Source organism: Clostridium estertheticum subsp. estertheticum, from assembly GCF_001877035.1.
GTDB classification, from domain to species: domain Bacteria; phylum Bacillota; class Clostridia; order Clostridiales; family Clostridiaceae; genus Clostridium_AD; species Clostridium_AD estertheticum.
Map to the genome: position 1 here is coordinate 505,582 of NZ_CP015756.1, position 25,429 is coordinate 531,010.

At 30.8% G+C, this 25,429-nt stretch carries 21 protein-coding genes and 1 pseudogene; 11 read left to right on the top strand and 11 right to left on the bottom strand.

The genetic code is table 11. From position 1 onward, the window contains the following. Positions 1 to 57 precede the first annotated feature (57 nt). Complete coding sequence (locus tag A7L45_RS02445; RefSeq protein WP_071611296.1) at positions 58 to 828, bottom strand: polysaccharide deacetylase family protein; 771 nt, start codon at positions 826 to 828, stop codon at positions 58 to 60. A 211-nt stretch (positions 829 to 1,039) separates the two neighbouring features. On the opposite strand from A7L45_RS02445, the gene hydF reads away from it, so the two are divergent. Next, positions 1,040 to 2,245: a [FeFe] hydrogenase H-cluster maturation GTPase HydF gene (gene hydF / locus A7L45_RS02450; protein WP_071611297.1), complete on the top strand. Its 1,206-nt coding sequence runs from the start codon at positions 1,040 to 1,042 to the stop codon at positions 2,243 to 2,245. A gap of 290 nt (positions 2,246 to 2,535) precedes the next feature. Continuing rightward, entirely contained in the window at positions 2,536 to 2,748 is a 213-nt protein-coding gene (locus A7L45_RS02455) for a heavy-metal-associated domain-containing protein (RefSeq protein ID WP_071611298.1), read from the top strand. A gap of 68 nt (positions 2,749 to 2,816) precedes the next feature. Here the strand turns inward: A7L45_RS02455 and A7L45_RS02460 are convergent, their stop codons facing one another. Then, positions 2,817 to 3,308, bottom strand: coding sequence for a metallophosphoesterase family protein (locus A7L45_RS02460; RefSeq protein ID WP_071611299.1), 492 nt, complete (start codon positions 3,306 to 3,308; stop codon positions 2,817 to 2,819). A gap of 247 nt (positions 3,309 to 3,555) precedes the next feature. On the opposite strand from A7L45_RS02460, the gene A7L45_RS02465 reads away from it, so the two are divergent. After that, entirely contained in the window at positions 3,556 to 4,266 is a 711-nt protein-coding gene (locus A7L45_RS02465) for a DUF8091 domain-containing protein (protein ID WP_071611300.1), read from the top strand. Positions 4,267 to 4,302: 36 nt separating this feature from the next. Next, a complete protein-coding gene (locus tag A7L45_RS02470; protein WP_071611301.1) occupies positions 4,303 to 5,280 on the top strand; it encodes a 2-hydroxyacid dehydrogenase in 978 nt (325 codons plus the stop codon). A 77-nt stretch (positions 5,281 to 5,357) separates the two neighbouring features. Here the strand turns inward: A7L45_RS02470 and A7L45_RS02475 are convergent, their stop codons facing one another. Next, positions 5,358 to 6,248 (bottom strand): LysR substrate-binding domain-containing protein, encoded by an 891-nt coding sequence (locus tag A7L45_RS02475; protein WP_071611302.1) that lies wholly within the window; start codon positions 6,246 to 6,248, stop codon positions 5,358 to 5,360. Positions 6,249 to 6,370: 122 nt separating this feature from the next. On the opposite strand from A7L45_RS02475, the gene A7L45_RS02480 reads away from it, so the two are divergent. Both A7L45_RS02480 and A7L45_RS02485 read left to right on the top strand, forming a co-directional pair. Further along, positions 6,371 to 7,921, top strand: coding sequence for a nitrite/sulfite reductase (locus A7L45_RS02480; protein WP_071611303.1), 1,551 nt, complete (start codon positions 6,371 to 6,373; stop codon positions 7,919 to 7,921). 308 nt (positions 7,922 to 8,229) lie between these two features. Further along, positions 8,230 to 10,068: an APC family permease gene (locus tag A7L45_RS02485; protein WP_071611304.1), complete on the top strand. Its 1,839-nt coding sequence runs from the start codon at positions 8,230 to 8,232 to the stop codon at positions 10,066 to 10,068. A gap of 40 nt (positions 10,069 to 10,108) precedes the next feature. Here A7L45_RS02485 and A7L45_RS02490 read toward each other — a convergent pair whose 3' ends face one another. Both A7L45_RS02490 and A7L45_RS02495 read right to left on the bottom strand, forming a co-directional pair. Beyond that, complete coding sequence (locus A7L45_RS02490; protein WP_071611305.1) at positions 10,109 to 11,098, bottom strand: lysylphosphatidylglycerol synthase transmembrane domain-containing protein; 990 nt, start codon at positions 11,096 to 11,098, stop codon at positions 10,109 to 10,111. A gap of 300 nt (positions 11,099 to 11,398) precedes the next feature. Beyond that, positions 11,399 to 12,202 (bottom strand): YitT family protein, encoded by an 804-nt coding sequence (locus tag A7L45_RS02495; protein WP_372445259.1) that lies wholly within the window; start codon positions 12,200 to 12,202, stop codon positions 11,399 to 11,401. Positions 12,203 to 12,558: 356 nt separating this feature from the next. On the opposite strand from A7L45_RS02495, the gene A7L45_RS02500 reads away from it, so the two are divergent. Beyond that, the gene (locus tag A7L45_RS02500) at positions 12,559 to 13,995 is read left to right on the top strand and encodes an HD domain-containing phosphohydrolase (RefSeq protein WP_071611307.1); all 1,437 of its coding nucleotides are present in this window, start codon (positions 12,559 to 12,561) and stop codon (positions 13,993 to 13,995) included. 14 nt (positions 13,996 to 14,009) lie between these two features. Here the strand turns inward: A7L45_RS02500 and A7L45_RS02505 are convergent, their stop codons facing one another. After that, complete coding sequence (locus A7L45_RS02505) at positions 14,010 to 15,278, bottom strand: VanW family protein (RefSeq protein ID WP_071611308.1); 1,269 nt, start codon at positions 15,276 to 15,278, stop codon at positions 14,010 to 14,012. A 230-nt stretch (positions 15,279 to 15,508) separates the two neighbouring features. On the opposite strand from A7L45_RS02505, the gene A7L45_RS02510 reads away from it, so the two are divergent. The 4 genes from A7L45_RS02510 (at position 15,509) to A7L45_RS02525 (ending at position 20,551) form a co-directional block, all read left to right on the top strand. Beyond that, a complete protein-coding gene (locus tag A7L45_RS02510) occupies positions 15,509 to 16,264 on the top strand; it encodes a ZIP family metal transporter (RefSeq protein ID WP_071611309.1) in 756 nt (251 codons plus the stop codon). A gap of 154 nt (positions 16,265 to 16,418) precedes the next feature. Beyond that, positions 16,419 to 17,549, top strand: a complete 1,131-nt coding sequence (locus tag A7L45_RS02515; RefSeq protein ID WP_071611310.1) for a C40 family peptidase — start codon at positions 16,419 to 16,421, stop codon at positions 17,547 to 17,549. A gap of 257 nt (positions 17,550 to 17,806) precedes the next feature. Continuing rightward, positions 17,807 to 18,073 (top strand): metal-sensing transcriptional repressor, encoded by a 267-nt coding sequence (locus A7L45_RS02520; protein ID WP_071611311.1) that lies wholly within the window; start codon positions 17,807 to 17,809, stop codon positions 18,071 to 18,073. Positions 18,074 to 18,100: 27 nt separating this feature from the next. Beyond that, positions 18,101 to 20,551: a heavy metal translocating P-type ATPase gene (locus tag A7L45_RS02525; protein ID WP_071611312.1), complete on the top strand. Its 2,451-nt coding sequence runs from the start codon at positions 18,101 to 18,103 to the stop codon at positions 20,549 to 20,551. Between the two features lie 84 nt (positions 20,552 to 20,635). Here the strand turns inward: A7L45_RS02525 and A7L45_RS02530 are convergent. The 5 genes and pseudogenes from A7L45_RS02530 to A7L45_RS02550 form a co-directional block, all read right to left on the bottom strand. Continuing rightward, a pseudogene (locus tag A7L45_RS02530) lies at positions 20,636 to 22,006 on the bottom strand (urease accessory protein UreH domain-containing protein); the annotation flags it as partial. 114 nt (positions 22,007 to 22,120) lie between these two features. After that, positions 22,121 to 22,396, bottom strand: a complete 276-nt coding sequence (locus A7L45_RS02535) for a class I SAM-dependent methyltransferase (protein WP_071611314.1) — start codon at positions 22,394 to 22,396, stop codon at positions 22,121 to 22,123. Between the two features lie 97 nt (positions 22,397 to 22,493). Next, positions 22,494 to 23,114, bottom strand: coding sequence for a CPBP family intramembrane glutamic endopeptidase (locus tag A7L45_RS02540; RefSeq protein WP_224616798.1), 621 nt, complete (start codon positions 23,112 to 23,114; stop codon positions 22,494 to 22,496). A gap of 17 nt (positions 23,115 to 23,131) precedes the next feature. Further along, entirely contained in the window at positions 23,132 to 24,031 is a 900-nt protein-coding gene (gene menA / locus A7L45_RS02545; RefSeq protein WP_071611316.1) for a 1,4-dihydroxy-2-naphthoate octaprenyltransferase, read from the bottom strand. Between the two features lie 28 nt (positions 24,032 to 24,059). Next, positions 24,060 to 25,415 carry a 4Fe-4S binding protein gene (locus A7L45_RS02550; protein ID WP_071611317.1) on the bottom strand — a complete coding sequence of 452 codons (1,356 nt, stop codon included), beginning with the start codon at positions 25,413 to 25,415 and terminating at the stop codon, positions 24,060 to 24,062. Positions 25,416 to 25,429: the final 14 nt, after the last annotated feature.

Consider the following 25,429-nt stretch of genomic DNA (forward strand, 5'->3'; position numbering starts at 1 on the left):
AAGCAAAATATTTTTAGTGCAATTATATTAAAAACCTCACCGCAAAGTGAGGTTTTTTTAATTCTTAAATTTATAATAATATTCTGGTGTATCTTTAGTTATAGTTTTAAATTCATAACCCAAATTAAGGTAATAATTTATAATGCTTGGCAGTGATTTTACAGTATTTTTATTATTAGAATTGCAATGCATAAGTATTATAGCTATGTTTTCATTACCTCTAATGATTTTTGTATTTTTAATAAGTTTCGCAACACTTAAATGAGGGTTGATGCCATCACTTGCATCCACATTCCAATCATATATTTTAAAGTCTTTTTTATGAAGTTTTTCTAAAGTAAGTGAATTTAAGCGCTTTGAACTACCACCAGGGAACCTAATAATCTTAGAAGTGAAACCTGTAATTTCTTGAATTTTATTAGAAGTTCTTTCCATCTCGTCAATGAATTTATCTGAACTTAGGTATATTTTTTTGAAATCATGGCTATAAGTATGAAGACCTATGCTATGACCTTCAGTATATATTCTCTTAAGGATAGATTCTTTTCCTTCAATTTCTTTTCCTACTATAAAAAAGGTAGCTTTAACTTTTTCACTTTTTAATACATCTAATAGTGCATCTGTGACAACGTACGTAGGTCCATCGTCGAAAGTTAAATATACAAATTTAGAAGTAGGAATGTTTCCACCATCTTTAAATGAAGTACTAGATGGGTTAAATGTTTGGATGCTTTTTTGAGCACTATTTGCATTTGAACTATAGACTAATAAGAAACAAATAATAGTTGTTGTAAAAATTATAGGAATACTTTTTTTCATGAAATTCATAGTATCACTCACCTTTAGTTTTTGTTGATATTAGTATACCCAAAGAAAAATCTATTAAAACAGTATATTAGTAAAATCAAAATATGAGACATTATTTACTATTAATTGATGCTTGAATTTTATATAATTACGATATATAATAAGCCTAGAATTTTCTGATTGTGTAGAGAAATAAAACCAATTTCAAAAGAAGAAAGAGGAGGCATATAGTATGCAGCAAACACCAAATTCTAATAGACTTCATATAGCTATATTTGGAAAAAGAAATGTGGGAAAATCAAGTTTAATTAATGCACTTACAAATCAGGACATTGCATTAGTTTCTAGTTTAGCAGGAACTACAACGGACCCAGTATATAAGGCGATGGAATTACTTCCAATAGGACCAGTTGTGATTATAGACACTGCAGGACTTGATGATGATGGAGAAATAGGTGAACTTAGAATCAAAAAAACTAAGGAAGTTATGGATAAAACAGATTTAGCTATTTTGGTTATAGATGGTAATGAGAAGGATTTAATAATTGAAAAAGCATGGTATGAAGATTTAAAAAATAGAAAAATACCTATAGTAGGAGTTATAAATAAAATCGATGAAAATGGAGAAGGGCTAGGGAAGATCCAACTTGCCAGCATCCAAAAGATGATAGGCATAGATTTTGTTAAAGTTAGTGCTAAAGACAGAATTAATATTGATGAATTAAAAAAAGCAATTATGGATGCTGCACCAGCTGATTTTGAGAAAAATACAATTGTAGGTGACATAGTAAAACCAAAGTCAATAGTATTAGTTGTAGCTCCACAAGATATTCAAGCACCAAAAGGAAGACTAATATTGCCACAGGTTCAAATTATAAGGGACCTACTTGATAATGATGTTATGGCTCTTGTTGTAAAGGATAGTGAACTAGGCGATATTTTAGCTGCACTAAAGGTTAAACCGGATTTGGTGATTACAGACTCACAGGTATTTAAAAAAGTTAATTCTATTATTCCAAAAGATGTACCACTTACTTCATTCTCTATACTTATGGCGAGGTACAAGGGAGATTTAGATACCTTAGTTAAAGGGGCAAGAGCTATTGATACATTGAAACCAGGAGATAAGGTACTCATAGCAGAAGCATGTACTCATCATCCACTTGAGGGTGATATAGGTAGAGAGAAACTACCCAAATGGCTTAATGAGAAGGTCGGTGGGAATCTAGATATAACAGTTTGTGCGGGTAGTGGTTTTCCAGAAGACCTAAGCGCGTATAAGTTAATAGTTCATTGTGGAGCTTGTATGTTTAATAGACAACAATTAATGTCAAGGATTGGAAAAGCTAATATAGTTGAACTACCTATTACCAATTTTGGTATAGCTATAGCTCACATTAATGGTATATTAGATAGGGTGCTAAGTGCTTTTGAATAGAACTTTATTTTGAATAGTAATAATAAAATAAATAAAGTATTTAAAAACTTGAATAGTGATACTTAATATGCTACAATTTGTTTGCAATTACAAAATAAGTAAAATGAAACATAAAAGCATATATTATTAGTTAAATATGGATTTTATTAAATACATATAGACAAATGGTATTTAAGAGACTAATATAAAACTAAGTTAACTTAATGAGAATATAATTATAAATTTAAATATATAAATTTAAATTTAAATATATAAGAATGCAATCTAAACAATTGAAAGGAGAATTTTAAATGAAGAAAAAAATATATATTGATGGAATGAGTTGTTCACATTGTGTAAGTCATGTAAAGGAAGCATTATTAGATATTGGTGCTACTAAAGTAAAAGTTGATTTAGAAGAAAAATTTGCAATGGCAGAATTTGAAGATGAAACAACAGATAATGATATCTCAGAAGCTATTGAAGAAGCTGGATATGAAGTTACTGAAGTTGAAGAATATTAACATAAAAAGTCCTACCATTATAAGTATGGTAGGATTTTTCTAAATTGAAAGTTGTAGAACTTATAATATCAACTGAAAAATTTTAAGTGGACGTCTATTTTTTTATTTTCAATTTCTAAAACAACATAAGAATACCATGGCTCACGTCTTTTGCAGGAGGGGGAACCGGGATTAATCATAAGCACTTTACTTTTAGTGAGTATTAGTGGTTGATGAGTGTGTCCAAAGATTATTATATCTACCTTATCACTAACAAATTTATCATATGCTGTGTTTAGTGTATTTTTGCTGGTGCCATGACCATGATACAGACCAATTCTATATCCTTCTATGGATAATATTTCTTTTTCATTTAATATACTTCTTATATAATGTTTATCATTGTTTCCCCATACTCCAACGAAATTCTTATGCTCTTTTAATTTTGATACAACGCTGGGTGAAATATAATCACCTGCATGAATTATCATATCAGCTTCTTTAAATAAATTGTCTATTAATTTGAAAAGTTTATCATTATGTTTTTTTGCATGTGTATCAGATAATATCACAATTTTCATATTTCATCACCTTTTAGTATTATATTATTTTATATTATGCTTTGATACACAATTAATCATCTCTTTATAGATTACTAGCATATTAACTTATTATATGTGCTAATGAGTTTTACTAGTAACATACTTTATTTTACAGTTTAAATTATATTTATATAACAATTCTGTTATAATTAATATATAATTATAATAGCTAGATTATTTAATCTAAGAAAAATTTTAAAGGTTTATTATAGAGGTAGGAGAAAAAATGGGACAAGTAGAAGACACAGTTTTAATTTATGAACAAAATGGAATAAATATAAAAAATGAGAAGTCTTTGCATTCGTCTATTAAACAATGGTATGTTACGCCTGGAGATAGATTCGAGGTGAAAGTAGATAAATATGTAATTGATTTGGTGAGAGAAGATTCATTAATTGAAATACAAACAAAAAATTTTAGTGCAATTCGCAATAAACTTAGGGAATTAGTTAAGTATAATAAGGTAATGCTTGTGCATCCTATAGCTGCTGAAAAATATATAGTAACTACAGAGAAAACTGATATAGTAATTAGTAGAAGAAAATCACCTAAAAAGGGTAAGTTAGTTGATTTATTTGATGAATTAATTAGGATACCTGATTTAATGGGATCAGATAATTTTATATTGGAAATTCTAATGATTAAAGAAGAAGAGATAAGATGCAAGGATGGTAAAGGAAGTTGGAGGAGAAAGGGTATAAGCATAGTGGATCATAAACTTTTAGAGGTAATTGAGAAAATCACTTTTAAAGAGGATAAGGATTTTTTAATATTTTTACCACATGAATTACCAGGAAATTTTACAAACAAGAACTTGGCAAAAATATTAAAAATTCCTGAAAATAAGGCAAGAAAAATAACATATTGTTTTAGAAAAATGAAGATTATAAAAGAAATAGGGAAACTTAAAAATGAACTTATATTTGAGAAGCTGTGAAATGAATTGATCTAGTATTTAGAGGAGGTAGAATCTGTGGATAAAAAAAAGGTTTACGTAACAAGAAGAATTCCAGATGAGGCTATTGAACTTTTAAGAAAGCATTTTGACGTAGAAATAAATCCTTGTGATAGAGGTTTATTAAGAGAAGAACTTATTGATAAGGTAAAAGGTAAGGATGCTGTTTTATGTCTTTTAACTGATAATATAGATAAAGAAATACTTGAGTCAGCAGGGAGCAAATGTAAAATTTTTGCTAATTACGGTGTGGGTTACAGCAATATTGATATTGATACGGCTACCAAACAGGGAATAATTATTACAAACACTCCTTGCGTATTAGATGATGCTACTGCAGATCTTGCATGGACACTACTCATGGTTGTTTCTAGAAGGATCGTGGCAGCGGATAAATTTACAAGAAATGGTGCTTATGAGTCTTGTGACCCTATGATGTTTCTTGGGCGTGAAATTACCGGCAAGACATTAGGTGTTGTAGGAGCAGGGCGAATTGGGTTTAACTTTGCAAAGAAAGCTAAGGCTTTTGATATGAAAATACTCTATACTGATATAGTTAGAAATTATAAAATGGAAAAAGAACTTGGTGCTATTTATGTAGATAAAGAAATGCTACTTAAAGAAGCTGATTTTGTATCATTACACGTGCCACTTTTATCTTCTACCATTCATTATATAGGAGAGAAAGAATTTTCTATTATGAAAAACACTTCAGTTATTGTTAATACATGTAGTGGACCGGTAATTGACGAAAAGGCATTAGTTAAAGCCCTCAAAGATGGTGAAATATGGGGAGCAGGACTTGATGTATTTGAACATGAACCCAATATTGAACCAGAACTTCTAGATATGTACAATGTTTCAATTGTTCCTCGTATTTCTTCAGCCACAATGGAAACAAGAACAAAGATGGGAATAGTTGCATCCGAAAATATTATCAAAGCCTTAAATGGTGAAAGTCCGGATGATTGTGTTAATACGGATGTATTAAAATAATTTATTATTAAAGCACTTACATTCAGAGCAGTGGATGGAAGTGCTTTTTTATTTGAGATAATATGAAGATATGGCAGTTATGTAATATTACGTTTACTAAATTTTTCTAGTTTTTCAACAAATAATGTCGCAATCTTTGATAAGTTTCTCTCATGAACTAAGTAAGAAAAAAACCTATTATATTTTGTTTTAGTAGCTATGATTTTAAGTTCATTGTTAGTAGCGGCATCAGCAACTACTAAAGATGAGATAAAAGTTACGCCTAAATTATTTTTAACAGCTTCTTTAATTGCATAATTACTTCCAAGAATAATAAAATTCTTTGGAGATATACCTTCTGTATTTAAAAATATATTTAGATACTCACCAGTTCCAGAACCTTCTTCCCTATGCATCCAAGTTTGATTTGACAAGTTAGGTTTAAGGCCAATATTCTTATCATAGGTAAAAGAATTTGGAGTTACAATAACCATTGTATCTTTATAAAAGTTGCTAGAAGTATAGTTATGTGCAGGGACGCTACCTTCAGTTAAAGCAATATCAATATCATAGTTTTTAAACTTTTCATAAATATTATGGGTATTTTCAATGGCAACTTCTAGTTTTACATTCGGAAACTCTTTAATAAATTCTCCTAGTATTGAGGGGAGTAAAAATTCACCTATTGTCATGCTTGCGCCAATCTTTAAGGTTCCTGAGGTGGAATCATGATAATTGTTAAGTTCATCTTTTGTGTCGTCAATTAGCGATATTATTTGTTTAGCTTTTTTGTATAATATTTCTCCAGTTTGTGTAATTAATATATTTCTTTGTTTGTTTGATCTTTCTATTAGTTTTGTTTTAAACTTTTTTTCTAGAATTTTAATGTGTAAACTAACACTTGGCTGAGATATGTTGATGGTACTTGCGGCTTTTGTGAAGCTTTTTTCGTCTACAACAGCTATAAAAGTTTTCAATTCCTCTATCAAAATTATCACCCTACCTATTAGTAATACTAATAAGTATTATAGAAAACATGTATTATACTTATTGGTTAAAAACAAGTATACTATAGTCAGATGGATGTTGCAATACGAAAGGAATGATACAAATGAACAATTTAAATGAGATTCTTCTTTCTGAAATTGAAGGTTTTAGAGCACTTGGTAATAAATTTTTAAGTGGTGAAATGAGTAAGATGGATTTTAAAGGGGCTTCCGGTGGTATGGGAGTATATGCCCAGAGTAGTGGCAAGGATTTTATGGTAAGATTTAGAATGCCAGCTGGGATAGCTTCTATAAAGGATCTTAAACAAATTTATGACTTTGCAAATAGATATAAAGTTGAAAATATACATATAACTACTCGTCAAGCAATGCAATTACATGGAATTACTATAGATGAAGTTTGCAATATTATGAAGGAAGGTATAAACAAAGAGTTATATGTAAGGGGTTCAGGTGGTAATTATCCTAGAAATGTTTCTGCATCACCACTATCTGGGGTAGAAAAAAATGAGGTTTTTGATATATCACCTTATGCAACTGCGGTGGGTAAACATTTTTTAGATAAGATATATACATATAAACTACCAAGAAAATTTAAAGTTGCATTTTCAAGTAACGACAAGGATGAGTCACACGTAACTGCTACTGATTTAGGATTTTTAGCGGTTATTGAAAATGGAGCCCAATATTTCAAAGTATATTTAGGTGGTGGAATAGGAAATAATTCAAGACTATCTGTTTCCAGTGGTCAATTAATAAATCCTGAGGATATTCTGTACCATGTTGAAGCATTAACAGAGCTTTTTATTAATGAAGGTGATTATGTAAATAAAGGAAAAGCTCGTATAAGATATATTAAGGAAAGAATGGGCGATGAGAAATTTATAAATTGTTATAATAGTTATTTGGAGAAGGTTAAGGCTAAAGGCAATTTGAAAATCGAGGTAGAAACCAAGGTTTATGATAAGACTGGTATTGAAACTTCTATAAAAAGTCCAAGACTAATTTCACAAAAACAAGATGGGTTATACAGTGTGTATGTTCATCCAATGGGAGGACAATTAAGAACAAATCATTTAAAACTAATAATAGATAAAATAGATGGTATGAATAAGATAGAAATAAGATTAACTATGTCAGAAGGATTATACATCAGAAATTTGAACGGAAAGGAAGCACAAATATTACTTGACTTAACAGAGGAAATGGGTGGAAATACTTCACTTGAATATTCTACTTGTTGCATTGGAGTTCCTACTTGTCAAATGGGAATACTAGAAAGCCAGACTACTTTAAAAGAGATTTTAAGCTATTTTAAAGAAAAGAACTTCACAAAAGATATATTGCCACCTGTTCATATATCCGGATGCACTAATTCTTGCTCCGTACATGAAATAGGAACAATTGGATTTCGTGGTAAAAAGAAAAAGATTCAAGATGAACTTACAAATGTATTTGAATTACATATTGGTGGAGATCTTGGGATAGGTAAAACAAAGCTCAGCAAAATTTATGGAGATATTAAACAAGCGGATGTGCCAGAATTTTTATTTGAACTTGCAAGTGCCGTAGATAATTCAAACAAAGACTTCACTACTTGGATGGAACAAAACGTGGATGAGTTTAATGAATTAGTAACTAAATATATAGTATAAAAAAATTAGATAATTTAGAAAGATAATTAAGAATAGGATATATGGTTTTAACCATGTACTCTATTCTTTTTTTTGATTTACTTAGAGATAAACAACATGAAAACGACTAATAAGTAACTTTAAATATATATAAATTAAGCATGTATGACTATTTGAATTATAATGTTAATTATACGCCGCTAGAAGTATAAATTTGGCTATATTTCGTCATAAATAGATTAATTATAGTTTGAAATCTTAGAATTAGTAATATATAATATATAATAGATAAATATTGTATAAATAAATTTGATTATAGAGGTGCATTTATGTTTTCAAAGATAAGAGAACTATTAATAGGTAAGACATTAAAAACAGAAGAATTAGAAGGAGAAAAATTAAACGTTTTATGGGGACTACCTATATTATCCAGTGATGCAGTTTCCTCTGTTGCATATGCAGGTGAGGAAATTTTAATTGTGTTAATTGGAGTTATGGGATTTATGGCATATAGATATATGTTTTATGCTGCATTATGTATTGTTTTGCTATTGCTCATACTCGTTTTTTCATACATGCAAACCATTGATAGTTACCCATCTGGTGGAGGATCATACATAGTTGCAAAGGATAATCTGGGAATAACCCCAGGGCTTACTGCGGGAGCAGCTCTTACTGTAGGTTATGTACTTACAGTTGCTGTTAGTATAAGTGCTGGAACAGCTGCCATAACGTCGGCTATGCCATTTTTGTATAAGTACAAAGTAGCTATAGCTCTTATAATGTTATTAATTATAACAATAGGGAATCTAAGAGGAACGAAGGAATCATCTAAACTTTTTGGAGTTCCAACATATATATTCATAGGCTCTTGTGTAGTTCTTATTGTTACTGGTCTTGTTAGACATTATGTTTTTGGTTATTCGCCACAGCCTTTATTTTCAGTGCCAAGGCAAGTAGGTGATATTACATTATTTCTGTTTCTTCGTGCATTTGCTTCAGGTTGTAGTGGGTTAACGGGAGTTGAAGCTGTAAGCAATGGTATACCTAATTTTAAAGAACCATCACAAAAAAATGCAAAAATTGTTTTGCTTTTACTGGGTGGGTTAGTATTTTTTATTTTTGTAGGATTATCTTTCTTAGCAACAATTTATCATGCAGTACCTGTTAATCATATGACAGTTCTTGCTCAAATTACCCAGCAAGTTTTCGGAAAAAATATTTTCTTTTATGTTATTCAATTTACCACTGCAATTATTTTAATAATGGCTGCTAATACATCTTATGCAGGTCTTCCATTATTACTTTCTTTAATGGGGAACGATGGATATGTTCCAAGGCAATTTTCTCAAAGAGGAAAAAGGTTAAGTTTTTCAAATGGAATAATAGTATTAGCTGTAGCTTCTGCTATATTAATTATTGTGTTTAAAGGCGATACACATGCACTTTTACCGTTATATGCTGTTGGTGTATTTATATCTTTTACACTTTCTCAGGTTGGAATGTTCTTGAAGTGGAAAAGGGAAAAATCACTTGGTTGGAAATTTAAGGCGGCCGTAAACGGATTTGGTGCTGTTATAACTTTCATTACAGTAATACTTATAGGCATTATAAAGTTTACTCAGGGTGCGTGGATTGTTTGTATTATATTACCAATGCTTGTTTATTTTATGTTAAAGATTAAGGAGCATTATACTCATGTAGTAGAGCAAATAAGATTAACAAATGACCTAAGACCCAAAGCTTCTGCAGTAACAAATAATGATCAGCATGTAATAATACTTTTAGGTACATTAAATAAATCATTCCTAAAGGCATTAAACTGTGCTAAATGTTTATCACAAAACGTTGTTGCATTTCATGTATCAACTGATCCGGAAATTACTCAAAAATTAAAAAGAAAGTGGAAAGAGTATAATCCAGGAATTCCATTAATAATAGAGCACTCATCATATAGGGATGTAATGGAACCATTAATGAATTTTATACAATCAGAAGAGCGTTCTTCAAAACATGGAGAAACGGTAACAGTAGTGCTAACACAGTTTGTTATTACTAAATGGTGGCATAATTTACTTCATAACCAAACAGGGTATTTTATAAAGAGTCAATTATATAAAAATAGAAATGTGGCAGTGCTTACAGTGCCGTATATAATAAAAGAGTAGAAATTAAAAATCATTAGCCTAGGCTAATGATTTTTCTTATTTATTTCTTTTTAAGTGCATAAAATCCAAAAATTATACAGGAATAAAAAGTAATTAACCTCCATAACAATATACCGGCCATTATATTACTAGCTGCAAAAAACAAACTAAAACAAATATAGAAAGCACCTTCCGCGCCCCCCATGGCTCCTGGTGACGGTATAACAGCTGTTATCATCATTATAAAAGCAGTTCCCGCTATCATACTACCGATGCTAGCACCCTTCATTCCAAAGCTAAGATAGATAAAATAAGGAATAATAAAATATATTGTTAGTTGTAATGTTGTATATATAACAGCTTCAAAAATTAATCCTTTACTATGTTTTGCTATTTGCATATTATCATGGAATTGATCTAAATTCTGGTTAATATCTGTTTCTAGTTTTGATACATTTTTTACAAATTTAAATTTTCGTAATATTCTAGATAAAATCATTATAAATTTATGTGTTAATTTACGATACTTGGAAAAAATAATTAAACATGCAATTACACTAGCATGAACTAAAAAACCTACGCCTATTAAATAAAATAAATTGCTGGTTTTTCGTCTAAAAAAATCTAATTTCCCAAATATAAGAACTAGAGAGTATATAGTTAATATAGCTTGATACATAATAAATTTAATCATAAGCGCTGAACCAGCTTTGCCAGCGGCCAGTCCTTGTTTAGTAAGTGCGTATAACTGCATTGGCTGACCGCCAGATGCAAAGGGAGTTATTGAATTAAAATATTGCCCAATAAGAGTGACTTTAAAGGCCTCTTTAAATTTATAATCTTTTTTCATTAGAAATACAGTTACTTGTAAGATTCTAGCTTCGCAAACCCAATATAAAAACATGGAGAAAATAGCCGCAATTAGCCATTGAATATGTAAGTTTTTCATTTGATGAATCAAATCCATCCAACCATGTGTGAATATAATTAATAATATAAAAATGCCCACAGAGGCTATACCCAATATCAAATTAAATTTATATTTTTTCATTAATTTACCTACCCTTTATTAATAATACTTTTATAAAAAAATCAAATACAAATATATTTCTTTAGTATCAACAGTTTTCGTTAGTTTCACTCCTTATATTTCTCATTTATTAAATTTGTAGAAATAATATTTGCCTTTAATTACAATTATGTCTTAAATATTATATCATGAAATTTAAACTACATTCTTAAATTTATCTTACATTATTTTTTAATAGTAATAAATAATATGTTTTATAAATTAAAAAAGGAGAGTGATTTATAAAACCACTCTCCTAAAATCATTGTTTCTACTTATAATTTAATGAATAGCTTTTTTTCTATAACTCTTTCCAGTTGTTTCAACACTACCTATAGTTATGAACGCATCTTCATCAAAGCCATTTACAATACATTTTAGTTTAGAAATCTCCAAACGAGATACAACAACATAAATTACATTTTTATACTCGCCTTCTTTTCCGCCCTTACCGTAAAGGTAAGTCATTGCTCGACCAAGTCTAGCCATTATTGCCTCAGAGATTTCTTCATGTTTATCTGAAATAATTACTACAGCTTTTGATTCATCAGTACCTTCAATGATAATGTCAATAACTTTGATTACTATAAAATAGGTTATGAGAGAATACATAGCTCTATCCCAACCAAAAATCAAGCCTGCTGAAAGTAATATAAAGAAATTGAAGAACATAATTATCTCTCCAACTGAAAATTTAATTCTTTTGTCAAGTATTATTGCTACAATTTCTGTACCATCGGTTGATCCACCGCTTCTCATTATGAGTCCTATGCCTAGTCCAACTAGTATTCCACCAAAAACTGCTGCCAATAGTATATCATGTGTTATTCCGGGAATTGGCTTAAGGATAGATACACCTATAGAATAGCATATTACAGAAAAGATAGTTGCTATGGTAAATGTTTTTCCGATTTGCTTATATCCGATTATAAAAAATGGTATATTTAGTATAAAAGTAAGTAGCCCAAGTGGTACGCTGATAAAATGATTTGCCATAATTGATATTCCAACAACGCCTCCATCAATTATGTTGTTAGGTATTAAAAATATTTCTAAGCCGATTGAATATAGTGTTGCGCCAAGCATTATAATAATTACTTTACTAAAGCTCGCGTAAAATTTTTTGAAGCGTTTAGTCATCGAATAACCTCTCTTTTTAAATACGTACCTTAATTATAACCTATTTTTACATTTCATTCAAGTTAATTTGAATCATAAACTATATTTTCTGACAATTATGATAAAAAGAATATTAAATAATATAGTGTTAAAATTGCTAGTTATTATTTCTAAAATGAATTATATATTAGATTAAAATGAATGCTATTTCATTAAAATATGTAGAATTTAGTTAGTGTAGTGAATATAGTGTATAAAAAGGTTAATACAAAAAAGGTAAGATTGCTAATTGCTTTGAGAAAGATAAAATGGAGGAAAATAAAATGAGCCAATTATCTGAAATTGAAGAGTTAAGGAAAGAAGAGGTACAACATGAAAGAACTATAGAAGAAGCAATATTTTATAGTGGACCAGATATGCACTATATTTACGATCAACAAGGAAGATTAGTGAGGTGGAATGAGAAGTTTCAGGATATAACAGGTTACTCGTCCAAGGAATTAGCTAAAATGAGTCTTTTAGATTGGTATAAGGGTGATGAAAAAAGCTATAGAGCAATCATGGATTGTATTACTAGGGCTATAGACGATGGATTCGGTGTTACTGATGCAGAAATGCGAAAGAATGATGGTACAATAGTATCCGTGTATTTTAAAGCATTTACTTTATGTTTAAATGGGAAAAAATATATTGAATGTAGAATCATTGATATAACGCAGAGTAAAAGAAAGGAGAAAGAAATTTGTTATCTAAGTTACCATGATCAGTTAACGGGGTTATATAACCGTAGGTTTTACGAAGAAGAATTAACAAGACTTGATACGGAAAGGAACCTTCCTATGACAATTGTTATGGGGGACGTAAATGGGTTAAAATTTATTAATGATTCCTTTGGACATATCATGGGTGATAGGCTTCTTAAAAAAGTAGCAAAAATAATAAGCCTGGGATGTAGGGCTGATGATATTATTGCCAGGCTTGGAGGGGATGAGTTTGTTATTATATTACCTAGAACGGATGCTTTTGTAGCAGAAAATATTATAAAGCGAATAAAAAATTTGTCATTAGGTGAAAAGGTTGGTTTCATTGATATCTCCGTTTCTTTTGGGTATCAAACAAAGAATAGTAAAGAAGAAAAAACTGAAGAAATTTTAATAACTGCAGAAAATAATATGTACAATAATAAACTTTTTGAGGGCCCAATTATGAAAGTGAAAACAATTAAGTCGATAATAAATACATTATATGAGGAAAACAAAGAAGAAGAAAAACATTCTCACGAGGTTTCGAAGTTATGCGGAAAAATGGGAGAAGCCCTTGATTTCTCTAAATATGAGGTCAATGAGCTCAAGGAAGTTGGATTGCTCCATAATATAGGTAAAATTGCAATACATGAAAATCTACCTAATAAAACAGGCAAATTCACAAGCGATGAATGGAAGAAAATTAAGAGCCACTGTGAAATAGGTTATAGAATGCTTAATACAGTAAATGGTATGTCCAACATGGCGATATACATATTATATCACCATGAAAGATGGGATGGATTAGGATATCCAAAAGGATTAAAAGGAGCAGAGATACCAATTGCATCAAGAATTATAAATATAGCAGATGCATATGATTCAATGAGTAGAGATAGATGTTATCGAAGTGCATTATCAATGGAGAATATCATAAAAGAATTACAAAAAAACGCAGGTCATCAATTCGATCCTGAACTAGTGACTGTATTTATTAAAAAAATATTAGGAAAGTAAGTATTGGAAAGCATCTATGAAATCTTATCAGTATAAAGCAAAACTTTTGATAACCTATTACCGTTTTCATACGTGATTCTAAATACATTTACGTGGTTACCTGTCACTTTATTATAAATTTTATATTTTTTATTACTAAGACTTGCATTTGAGTACACATTAAATGTTAGATTTTCATTTTGGATACCAGATTCTATAAAAATAGGATAAGAATATGTATTCTTAAATTTATAATCAAGAAGTCCAAAAGAAACTGTAGCATCAAGACCTTTCCCTATATAGCTGCAAGGCAAACTATGATGATATCTTTCCACAGAGGCAATATTTGTTCTAAGTATTGCATTATAAAGTGTAGTTGAGACTTGGCACACTCCACCACCTAAGTCATCTACAACTTTGTCATTTACAATTCCTTTTGCTAGCTTATAGCCTTTTTTAGCAGATCTTTCACCCACTACATCATTAAAGCTAAAAAGATCACCAGGCATAACTATATGCCCGTTTATAGAATCAGAAGCTACTCGAATATTTTCTGACCGACTTTCATTTGAATTGCCAAAGTTAGTGGTAGAACTAGATATTAAAGTATTTATTCCTTCTAAATTGTTTTTTTTAATCTTAGGTTCAATATTTATTAATTTAGATTCTATTAGTAAATTTTGTTCTTGTTTTATATTTTCAACTTTGGTTTTTATTTCCTTTTTTAGACTGGCAGAATCTATACTACGACCATACTCTTCTTTAGTTACAATTAACTCTCCTAAATTATTTCTGACAATAGTGGCATCTACAGCCTTCTTATTATTATCTTTAATAATATCCTTAAGAACTGTATCTACAATATCATAGTTGTATGTATGATTAAGTGTAATATTTTTCTTGCCAGGAGAGGTTATAGCAAAATATTTTTTTAGTGAATTACCTTCTTTTCCAATATCATAAGCTTCATCAACTGCAAGAGTATAATCATATTTCATATCAAGTTTAGATAAAGCAATAGTATATTGTTTATTATTAATTTTTATTGTTATATTTTTTTTAGCAATGCTATTATTGTGTTTTTGAATGATAGCATTTTTAGCTTCCGTTTTAGTTTTTCCACCTATATTCGTATCTTCTATCCATACTTGTGGATATATTTTTAGTTTATATTTTGAAATAGCATTATGAATAAGAAGAATTTGTAGTACAAATAGAACTAGGACTACCCCCGCTATAATAGATACCCGTTTTGTTTCCTTTTTATTTTTATTTCTAGGGTTTTTAACAATATTTGAGATCATAGTAGTTGCTCCTTTTTTACAATTAATATTATATATTACATGTATAATATTAAAACTATTATGGAAATTTTACAATAGATGTAATGATTTATATTAAATTAATTATTTATTTAAATTAATATCAAAAGTACTTAGATCATTTTAAAAAAATTTACCATATATTCTAACTTATCTCTTATAGAGCATAGACTTAAATATGGTATTATTTTTAAAAATGGAGGATTGTATTGATGCTTACTAATTTTAATTTGCTTGTTCATATAAGTAATATAGGTTTTTTTACTGCATGGATTGGAACAATGATTGGAATACTACTTTGTTTTATTACTACAGATAATGGGAGAAGATTTAAAGGTACTGTTTTGGGATTTCTTGGAGGCCTTATGCTTGCTATAATTTGCTTCGATTTAATACCAGAAGCATTTGAAAATGGTAATGCATATATCGCAACAATTGGTATATTTATCGGACTTATTACTGCACTATTAATTGATAGTGGTGTTAGTTATCTTAATTTTGGAAATTCATATGGTGAAAAAAAGAGATATTTAAAAGTAGCTCTTTTTATGGCGATAGGTTCAGGCATACATAATATACCCGCTGGAATTGCATTAGGTTCACTCTTAAATATTTCATATACCAGAGGATTGCAGTTAGCAATTGCTCTACTGCTTCATGGAATACCCGAAGGACTAACTTTAGGCATGTATCTTAAGGAAGGGGAGGCTAAAATATATACAATAATATTTTTTTCGATTTTTACATCTATACCAATGGGGATAGGTGCTTTAATGGGAGGAATTTTAAATAGTGTATCACCTATAATTATTTGCATTAGCTTATCATTTGCTGCTGGCTTAATATTATATACTGTTTGCAAAGAGATAATACCTGAATCTATTGGACTTTGGCGGGGGAGATTATCTGCAAGTGGTACAGTGCTTGGAATAATAGTAGGTAAGATCTTTGTTTCAATAATGCACTAGTTACTTCTTGGTTGACATGCCTTTTATTATTATAAGAATATAAAAATATAATACAAAAAAATATAAAAACCGACAATCTTCATAATAAACACATAAGTTTTTGATATATTTATTTTGTATTTTATAAAGCATAAACAAATGAGGAGATGTAATAATGAAGACAGTCCTGAGAAGCCTTGCAGTTGTAATAATTTTTGTTTTAATTTCAAATGGAATAGTACTAGCAGCCCCAGCAAATGAGAAGTTACAACAGCAGAAAGATTCACTAACTATAATTAAGACCGAGAAAGAACAAGTTGAAATGAAAATAGAAGAGTTTGATAATGAAATTGAAAAGATTATGATTAAGACGGAAGACAATAAAAGAAAAATATCTGAAACTGAAAAGTCAATTGAAGTTGCCGCAGTGGAGGTTAAAAAGGTTGCAAAGGAGTCGCAGAAAGAACAGGGATTGTTTAATAGTAGAATGAGAGTTATGTACATAAATAGATCCGATGGATATTTGAGTATTATATTGGATTCAGAGAGTTTTGGAGATTTTATATCAAGAGTAGATAACATAAAAAGCGTTGTAGAGTTTGACAAAAAATTAATGGTTAATTTTGAAGTATCACAAAAAGAATTAAAAGAAAAACAACAAAGTTTGAATAAGACAAAGGAAGCATTACAGAGTTTACAAGTAGAAAACAAGCAGAAGATTGAAAAGATAATGGTTACCAAAGAGTCACAAAACAAATTAGTAATGCAATTAAAGAACAAGGAAATTGTTGCTAAAGAATTACAGAATAAATTGATTACTGAAAATAAAAGTAATAAGAATATTTCAGCGCAGATAATTGAACCTCAAGTGTCAGTAAATAAAAGTTTAACAAAAATAAGCAAATTAAAAAAATCAGTGCCTGCATATACGCCTTCAAGGGGTGGAGCAACAGTATCACAAGGGGCTATAGTAGCCTATGCTTCTAATTTTCTTGGAACGCCATATTTATGGGGTGGAACAACACCTTCAGGATTTGATTGCTCAGGATTCACACAATATGTATATGCACATTTTGGGATATCTGTAGGAAGAACTACATTTGATCAGATAAATGATGGTGTAGAGGTATCAAGGGATAATCTTCAGCCGGGAGATTTGGTGTTCTTTGGAAGTTTTGCTAATCCTCATCATATGGGTATGTATATTGGGGATAATAATTATATACATGCGCCTCATACAGGAGATGTAATTAAAATTTCAGCTTTGGGAAGAAATGATTATGTAACTGCTAGAAGGGTAAAATAAATTCTAAAGGTACAATTTTTTCATAAAATCAAATCTACATAAAGAAGTGGTAACATGTAATTCAGGAAAAAACATTATTAACTTAATATTTTGTGTGTGATGCCCCTCCGAATAGAGGAGGCATTATTTTTTGGTATTAAAAATAGCTATAATCTTATGTGTTAGATTCTTTAAAGAAGTTGACATATCTTTTTTTTAGTATTAATATGTAGTTATACCCCCCCACCTAGGGGGTAGGGTGTGAAAGAGGATAAATAATGAATAATGAACAAAAAGAAGCTATGAAAATTTTAAAAATATCAAAAGGACAAATTGAAGCAACTATCAAAATGATAGAAGATGAGAGGTATTGTGTAGATGTGTCAAATCAAATTATTGCTGCACAATCACTCCTAAAGAAAGCTAATTTATTGATTTTAAAACAGCACATGAATCACTGTGTTATGGAAGCCTTTGAGCATGACAAGGGCAGTGAGAAGATAGATGAAATTATAGGTCTCTTATCAAAAATAATTGGTAAATAGAATATATAGAATAAGGAGGTAAATTATATGGTAACTAAGTCATTGAAAGTAGAAGGAATGACCTGCGGGGCATGTGCGAAAGCAATTGAAAGAGTAACTAAAAAATTGCCAGGGATTTCTGAGTCAAGTGTGAATATTGCAACAGAAAAATTAAAGATAGTTTATGATGATTCTTTGATTAAATTATCTGATATACAAAATGTTGTTGATAAGGCGGGATATAAATTATTAGCCCAGACAACTAATAAAACATTAAAACTTGAGGGAATGAGTTGTGCATCTTGTGCAAAAAATATAGAAAGAATAACTAGAAAACTCAATGGAGTTATAGAATCAAATGTAAATTATGCTACTGAAAAACTAACGATTTCTTTTGAGCCATCCTTAGTTAAAACTTCAGATATAAAGAAGGCTATAGCAAAAGGCGGATACAAGGCTCTTGAGGAAGAAAATAATGTAGATCTTGATAAAGAGAAAAAAGAAAAGGATATAAAGGCATTATGGAATAGATTTTTAATATCTGCTATATTTGGAGTGCCATTATTACTAGTTGCAATGGTACCAATGATTGTTATGAAAATGGATATGATGCTACCAAGTGTTATTGATCCTATGATGCATCTTAAAGCGTATGCTGCTATACAATTAATACTTGTTATTCCCATAATGATAACAGGTAGAAGATATTTCATAGTGGGATTCAAGTCTTTAGCACGGTTAAGTCCTAATATGGATTCATTAATATCCATGGGAGCATCAGCTGCATTTTTATATAGTATATTTGCAGTTTATGAAATATTCATTGGGAATACTGGTTATGAGATGTATTTTGAATCGGCAGGTATAATATTAACTCTTATAACTCTAGGAAAGTATTTAGAGTCAGTAACAAAAGGAAAAACATCTGAGGCAATTAAAAAGCTTATGGGACTCCAACCAAAAACTGCAATTATAATTAGACTGGATAAAGAAGTTGAAATTCCAATTGATGAAGTAGAAGTTGGAGATATAGTTGTTGTAAAACCTGGAGAAAAAATGCCTGTGGATGGTGAAGTTGTTTTCGGAACTACATCTGTAGATGAGTCAATGCTTACAGGTGAGAGTATGCCGGTTGAGAAAAGCATTGGACACAAAATAATTGGAGCAAGCATAAATAAAAATGGTTCTATTAAATTTAAGGCAACTAAAGTTGGTAAAGATACAGCCCTTGCACAAATTATTACATTAGTTGAAAATGCTCAAGGATCAAAAGCACCAATAGCTAAAATGGCAGATATTATATCTGGTTATTTTGTTCCAGTGGTTATAGGACTTGCGTTAATATCGTCTTTATCTTGGCTAATAGCTGGTCAAACGGGAGTATTTTCACTAACAATATTTATTTCAGTGCTTGTAATTGCTTGTCCATGTGCACTTGGACTTGCAACACCAACGGCTATAATGGTTGGAACAGGAAAAGGCGCAGAATATGGGGTGCTTATAAAAAGTGGTACGGCCCTTGAAACAGCACATAAAATTCAAACTATTGTATTCGATAAAACTGGAACTTTAACTGAGGGGAAACCGAAAGTAACAGATATAGTTACTATAGCTGATGTTGATGAGGACTATTTATTAGTAATAGCGGCTACTGCAGAAAAAGGTTCAGAACATCCACTTGGTGAAGCAATAGTAAAAGAAGCAGAGGAAAGAAAACTAGATTTCAAAAGGACAGAGAAATTTAATGCTGTGCCAGGTAGGGGAATAGATGTAACTATAGATGGTAAAAAAATATTACTTGGAAACAAAAAACTTATGGATGAGAGCAATGTTTCTTTATTAGATTTAGAGGAAATATCGGATAAACTTGCGGTTGAAGGAAAGACGCCTATGTTTATTGCTATTGAAGGTAAATTAAGTGGCATAATTGCAGTAGCCGACACAGTTAAAGAAAACAGTAAAAAGGCTATAGAAAGGCTTCATAGTATGGGAATACAAGTTGCGATGATAACAGGTGATAATAAAAGAACAGCAGAATCAATCGCAAGGCAAGTTGGAATAGATACAATACTTGCTGAAGTATTACCAGAAGATAAGGCAAATGAAGTAAAAAAACTACAAGCAGAAGGAAAAAAGGTTGCTATGGTTGGTGATGGAATAAATGATGCACCAGCACTTGCACAAGCGGATATCGGTATTGCTATAGGATCTGGGACTGATGTTGCAATGGAGTCTGCAGATATCGTACTTATGAGAAGTGATTTAATGGACGTACCTACAGCTATTCAGTTAAGTAAGAAAACTATAACAAATATTAAGCAAAATCTATTTTGGGCTTTTGGATATAATATTCTAGGAATACCAGTTGCAATGGGAGTGTTACATTTATTTGGTGGCCCGCTTTTAAATCCAATTATCGCGGCCCTTGCAATGAGCTTTAGTTCAGTTTCAGTATTATCAAATGCATTACGCTTAAAGGGCTTTAAGCCATTAAGATAAATTTAAATTATAAAAGGTTCAAGTATTACACAAAATGTAATACTTGAACCTTTTTTATTAAATGCATTAAATTTTTAGTTATTTACAGCAAGGCATACCACTAGATGGGGTTGGAATAGAAGAATCAGGTTTTGAGGTATCAACGGTATTTATATTATCAACAACTTTAATTACCCCACGAATCATACCCATTCCACAACTGAAGCTTATATCATTATCTTTTGGTGTGAATTCAATTATATTATCGCCAGCTTGTAAATTCTTTTGAATGTTTAAGGAAGGTATAACAATTTGTCCATTACAGGAATTTAATGCTTTGCCATCAATTATCCATTTTACAGGCATATTCTTTTGGACGTATTGGCCATTTGGAGTATATCCATTATCGTCTGCTGTCATTCTAATTATTTGAACTCCATTTTCAATTACTGGTTTATTGGCCTTTGACGATGATGTTGCTGTTTTATTACCAGATAAGCTAGCGGTTAATGTAGTTGTTGAAGGAACGTTTATACCAGCGAGTGTTAGTCCACGAGTTCCCATTACAATACCTAAAACTACAACTAGTATTCCACTGAATCTTAAAAGAGTCTTTGTATATCCTTTAGTAATTAAACCTGATAATGCTCCAAAGGTCAACATTAAAGGCACTGTGCCGAGAGAAAATAGTAGCATAGACATGGCACCACTAAAAGCACTTCCAGTGCCTAGGGCATATAGTTGCATTGTTTGAAGTGGTCCACAGGGCATAAGCCCATTTAAAACACCAATTAAAAAAGGAGCCTTTGGTTTTTTCTTAATTGAACAAGTGGACCACGGCAATTTGAAGTTAAGTCTTCTAAATAAGCTAAAGCCACTCATATTAAGGCCCATTATTATCATAAACATACCTGCAAATATTTGAAGCCCAGCTTTTGCGGTTATGGATAGTGAAAGTACTGAACCTAGAGCACCAACTATCCCACCGATTATTGTATAGGATAGAACTCTTCCTGCATTGTATAGAAGGGCAGGTCTTACAGAATCAAATTTACTTTTGCTATCTTTAGTTATGCTTTGCGATAACATTATTCCACCACACATACCAACGCAATGTATTGAGGTAAGAACCCCAACAATGAATAGAACAAAATATGTAGCACCGTTTAGTTTAGATGTCATATCAAGTCCACTTGATGAATTGCCAATTAATATAATTGCCGCTACGATTATAAATATGCCTGCTATTTTAGAATGGCTCCCATCTTTTGTACTATAACCAGCTACATTTATAGCAGTTCTAATTTTTTCGAGATTGCAGAGATTAGTATCATATTCTACAGTTAGAGATTGAGTATTGAAACTCGCCATAGCATTTTTAACACCAGTGAGTTTTGTAACTGCTCTTTCCACTCTTGATTGACAGGATGTACATGTCATGCCGAAGACTTTTATTTTTTCTCTTTTAACACCCACATTTCCACCTCCTAAAATCTTTTAATATAATTTCGAGAATCTGAATCTATAATTAAAATTATACGAGATAGTTGTGTAGATTTTATAAAGATGTTATTGCTTTTAAAACAAAGATTATTCATATAATGGCTTAATGCCATAATGTAGTGATGCTATCCCAAGTGTTAGAGATTTAAACTCGGTATTGTCAAAATCGATGTGTTCAAATTCCTCTCTAAGTTGTACCTTAGGCATAAAGCCATTTACTGAATCCCTTAAATAGTAATAAGCAGCTTTATCTTGGGTACCTAAATAGCCAATAATAGGTAGCGCGAAGTTGAAATATAAATTATATATATTTCTAAAAATAGGCAGTTCAGGCTTAGATAATTCTAATTCTAAGCAAACCACTTTCCCACCTTATTGTGTTTAATCTATCATATTTAGTAGCAATTGATGAAAATACATCGTGTATATTTATAGCCGCTTGTTTCATGATTTAACCTCCTTACATCAAGGGGAATATTACGAAAATTGTTAAGTCCCAAATTGCATGGGATATAATTACTGGAAGTAAGCTTTTTTCTTTTTTATAAAGCCGTCCCCAAAATATTCCACATACTAATGCTGCTATTACAAGCATCACATTGCCTGTAATTATGTGAACACCAGCATATAAAAGAACTGAGATAAGATATCCCTTAGTCTCACCCATTTTTTTAGATAGAGTATTTTGTATAAAACCTCTCCAATATATTTCTTCTCCTGGGCCAATTATAAATAAAAGTAGTAAGCCTATCCAAATTAAATTTCCATTAGACCTATTACTGTAAACTGATAATACCTGCGAATCTTTAAAAGGAAATATGAAACCTGATATAATGTTTCCTAAATAAAATATTATATATAGTACTATAGCTGAGAAAATTCCAATTAGAATATGCCTTATATTTGGTTTACCAATTTTAAAAATATCTTTATTAAAAATAAATGACATTAACACTAATGCTGAAATTGACAGACTCATTTCTAACCAAAAATTCATTGATTTTATTACAAAAAGTAAATACCAAAGAATGATTGCTACAATTAATGTAAAAATAATATATTTAGAATTTTTTTTGTTCAAGTCTAGTCCTCCTTTTATCATAATAGAAAATTCAACAATATAGAGAATATTAGTAGAATCCCAAATTGAGCTTGAAGTTTTCCTGTAGACTTATCAAGGGTTATTAATCCGGAAACTGAGACATTTGAATTATATAATGTTTTTGAATTTGAAAATGCTATAGGTAATGTAATTAAACAAAGTAGACTAGGTAGTGGAAGGACTCCGAAGAAAATCATAATTATAAGGGATACATATGATAAAATAAGCATCCCATAATAAAGTTTCTTTGCATTATTTTTGCCAACCAACATTGATAAAGTTTTTATGCCTGCATTTTTGTCATGATGTATATCGCGAATGTCGTTTGCATGTAATATAGCTGTAGTTAAAAGGCCTACTGGAATTGAAATCAGAATGACAGCAGCACTAATACATTTCGTTTGAACATAATAAGAACCAATTACCATTAAAGGACCAAATAAGAGAAATACTAGTGGAGCTCCAAGCCCCTTATATTTTAGCATCAGAGGTTTTCCTGTATAGGAATAGCCGCCGAGGGCACCTATAAGTCCCAATATTAATATAAATACACCCTTTTCATAGGATAAAAATAATCCTATAAGACTTCCAAGTATTAAGCAAAGAATTCCACATCGAAAAATCTGTTTGGAAGATAATAAATTCTCCAGAATAACACCGCTTGAACCATAAGAATCTTTTGTATCAACTTTATTTTCATAATCATCATGATCGCTTAGTAAATTAACAGAGGTGTGTAATAACAAAATAGCAACAATAGAGAGTATAAAATACCCAAATTGAAAATTGTTATGTTTAATTGCGAGTATTGCGCCTATTGTAACTGGAATTACAGAACCAGTGAAGGAAAAAGGTCTTATAGCTCTTAACCATGTCTTGACATTGCCACTAATCATAAACATTCTCCTTTTACTATTTTAGTTGTTACATACGCATTGCCATTGGAATAGAAAATAATACTATGTTCGCTACTGCAAGCAATACCATTAGAACTGTATAAACTATAGATGTTCCTAAAAGTGTTTCTTTATTTTGACTGCTTTTTGCAATTCTATAAGCGGTGTATATTGAACCTATAGTACCAAGCACAATAATAATATATTGAAGAACTTGTATAGTTGGGCTAGAAAGTAGTGCAGTTGAAGCGCCATGGGAGGACACTTTGAAAAGCTCCATTGCAGTATAAACTACAGATTTGCCCTCTGCTAGTAAGTGAAATAGGTTATGAGCTATATGTCCTGCTAAGTCTAACGGTATAACAGCATATCCAAATCTTGAGAAATTTTCCATGACGGAAGCTTTGTTAAATTTTTTAGCAATAAGACCTGTTAAAAGTAGTAACACAACAGGAATTAACATAGCTATAAAAAAAGTTACAGTAAAAGTTATATAATAGTTAGTTGTTCCTAGTATATTTTCAAGAGAATGTAATAATTGAACCCATATGTTTAGCATGGTTATGTTTTGAACAAACACAATGCCCATAATTACGATGGCCAAAAATGCAACTTCTATTTTTGGTTTTTTAATATCCCATAATTCTTTAGTAGGTGTGCGAGGACTTATTCTAATAGAGTCGTTTGGACAATTTTTCACGCAGTTACCACATAGGTTACATTCTGCACTACTATCCATGGTTTTAGGAAACTCAAACATAGGACAGCCCGGAACTTCACTTGTTCCTTTGTAACAGGTTGATGTTTTGCAGTTTTTACATACTTCTGGGGTTCCGCGTAGTTCGATCATACCAGCCCTTGAATAATTACCAGATAACCCACCAAGAAAACATAAGTATCTGCACCAAGTCCTTCTCTCAAAGAGGGCACCGGAAAATATTACTGCGGTAGTTATCATTAAAAGCAATATTCCTGAACCACGAGGGTTCTCAACTACGCCCCAAACATGATCACTCCAGGTAATCATAAGAAAAGTTGCATCAATAATCCAAATTCCGTATTTTCGTAAAAATTTTGGTACAGGTTTGTTATTGCCTACAAATTTCTGAACAACATCATTTAGGAGTCCAAAAGGGCATACAATGCACCAAAATCTACCGAAAAGCAGTAGAAGGATTGGGAGTAGCGGCCACCATAGTACCCAAGTTCCTGCAGTACCAAAGTTATCGTGAGCGTCGGTTGGCCCAGCGATTAATTCGTATACCATAAAGGCAAAAACTAGAGCTACTGGCCACTGAAATATACCTGGGTACCATTTACTTCTGATAAATTTCTTAAAAGCTTTATTTTTTAAAAAGTCCTTTTGTTTTTTTATATCTGACATTAGTATCAGTCCTC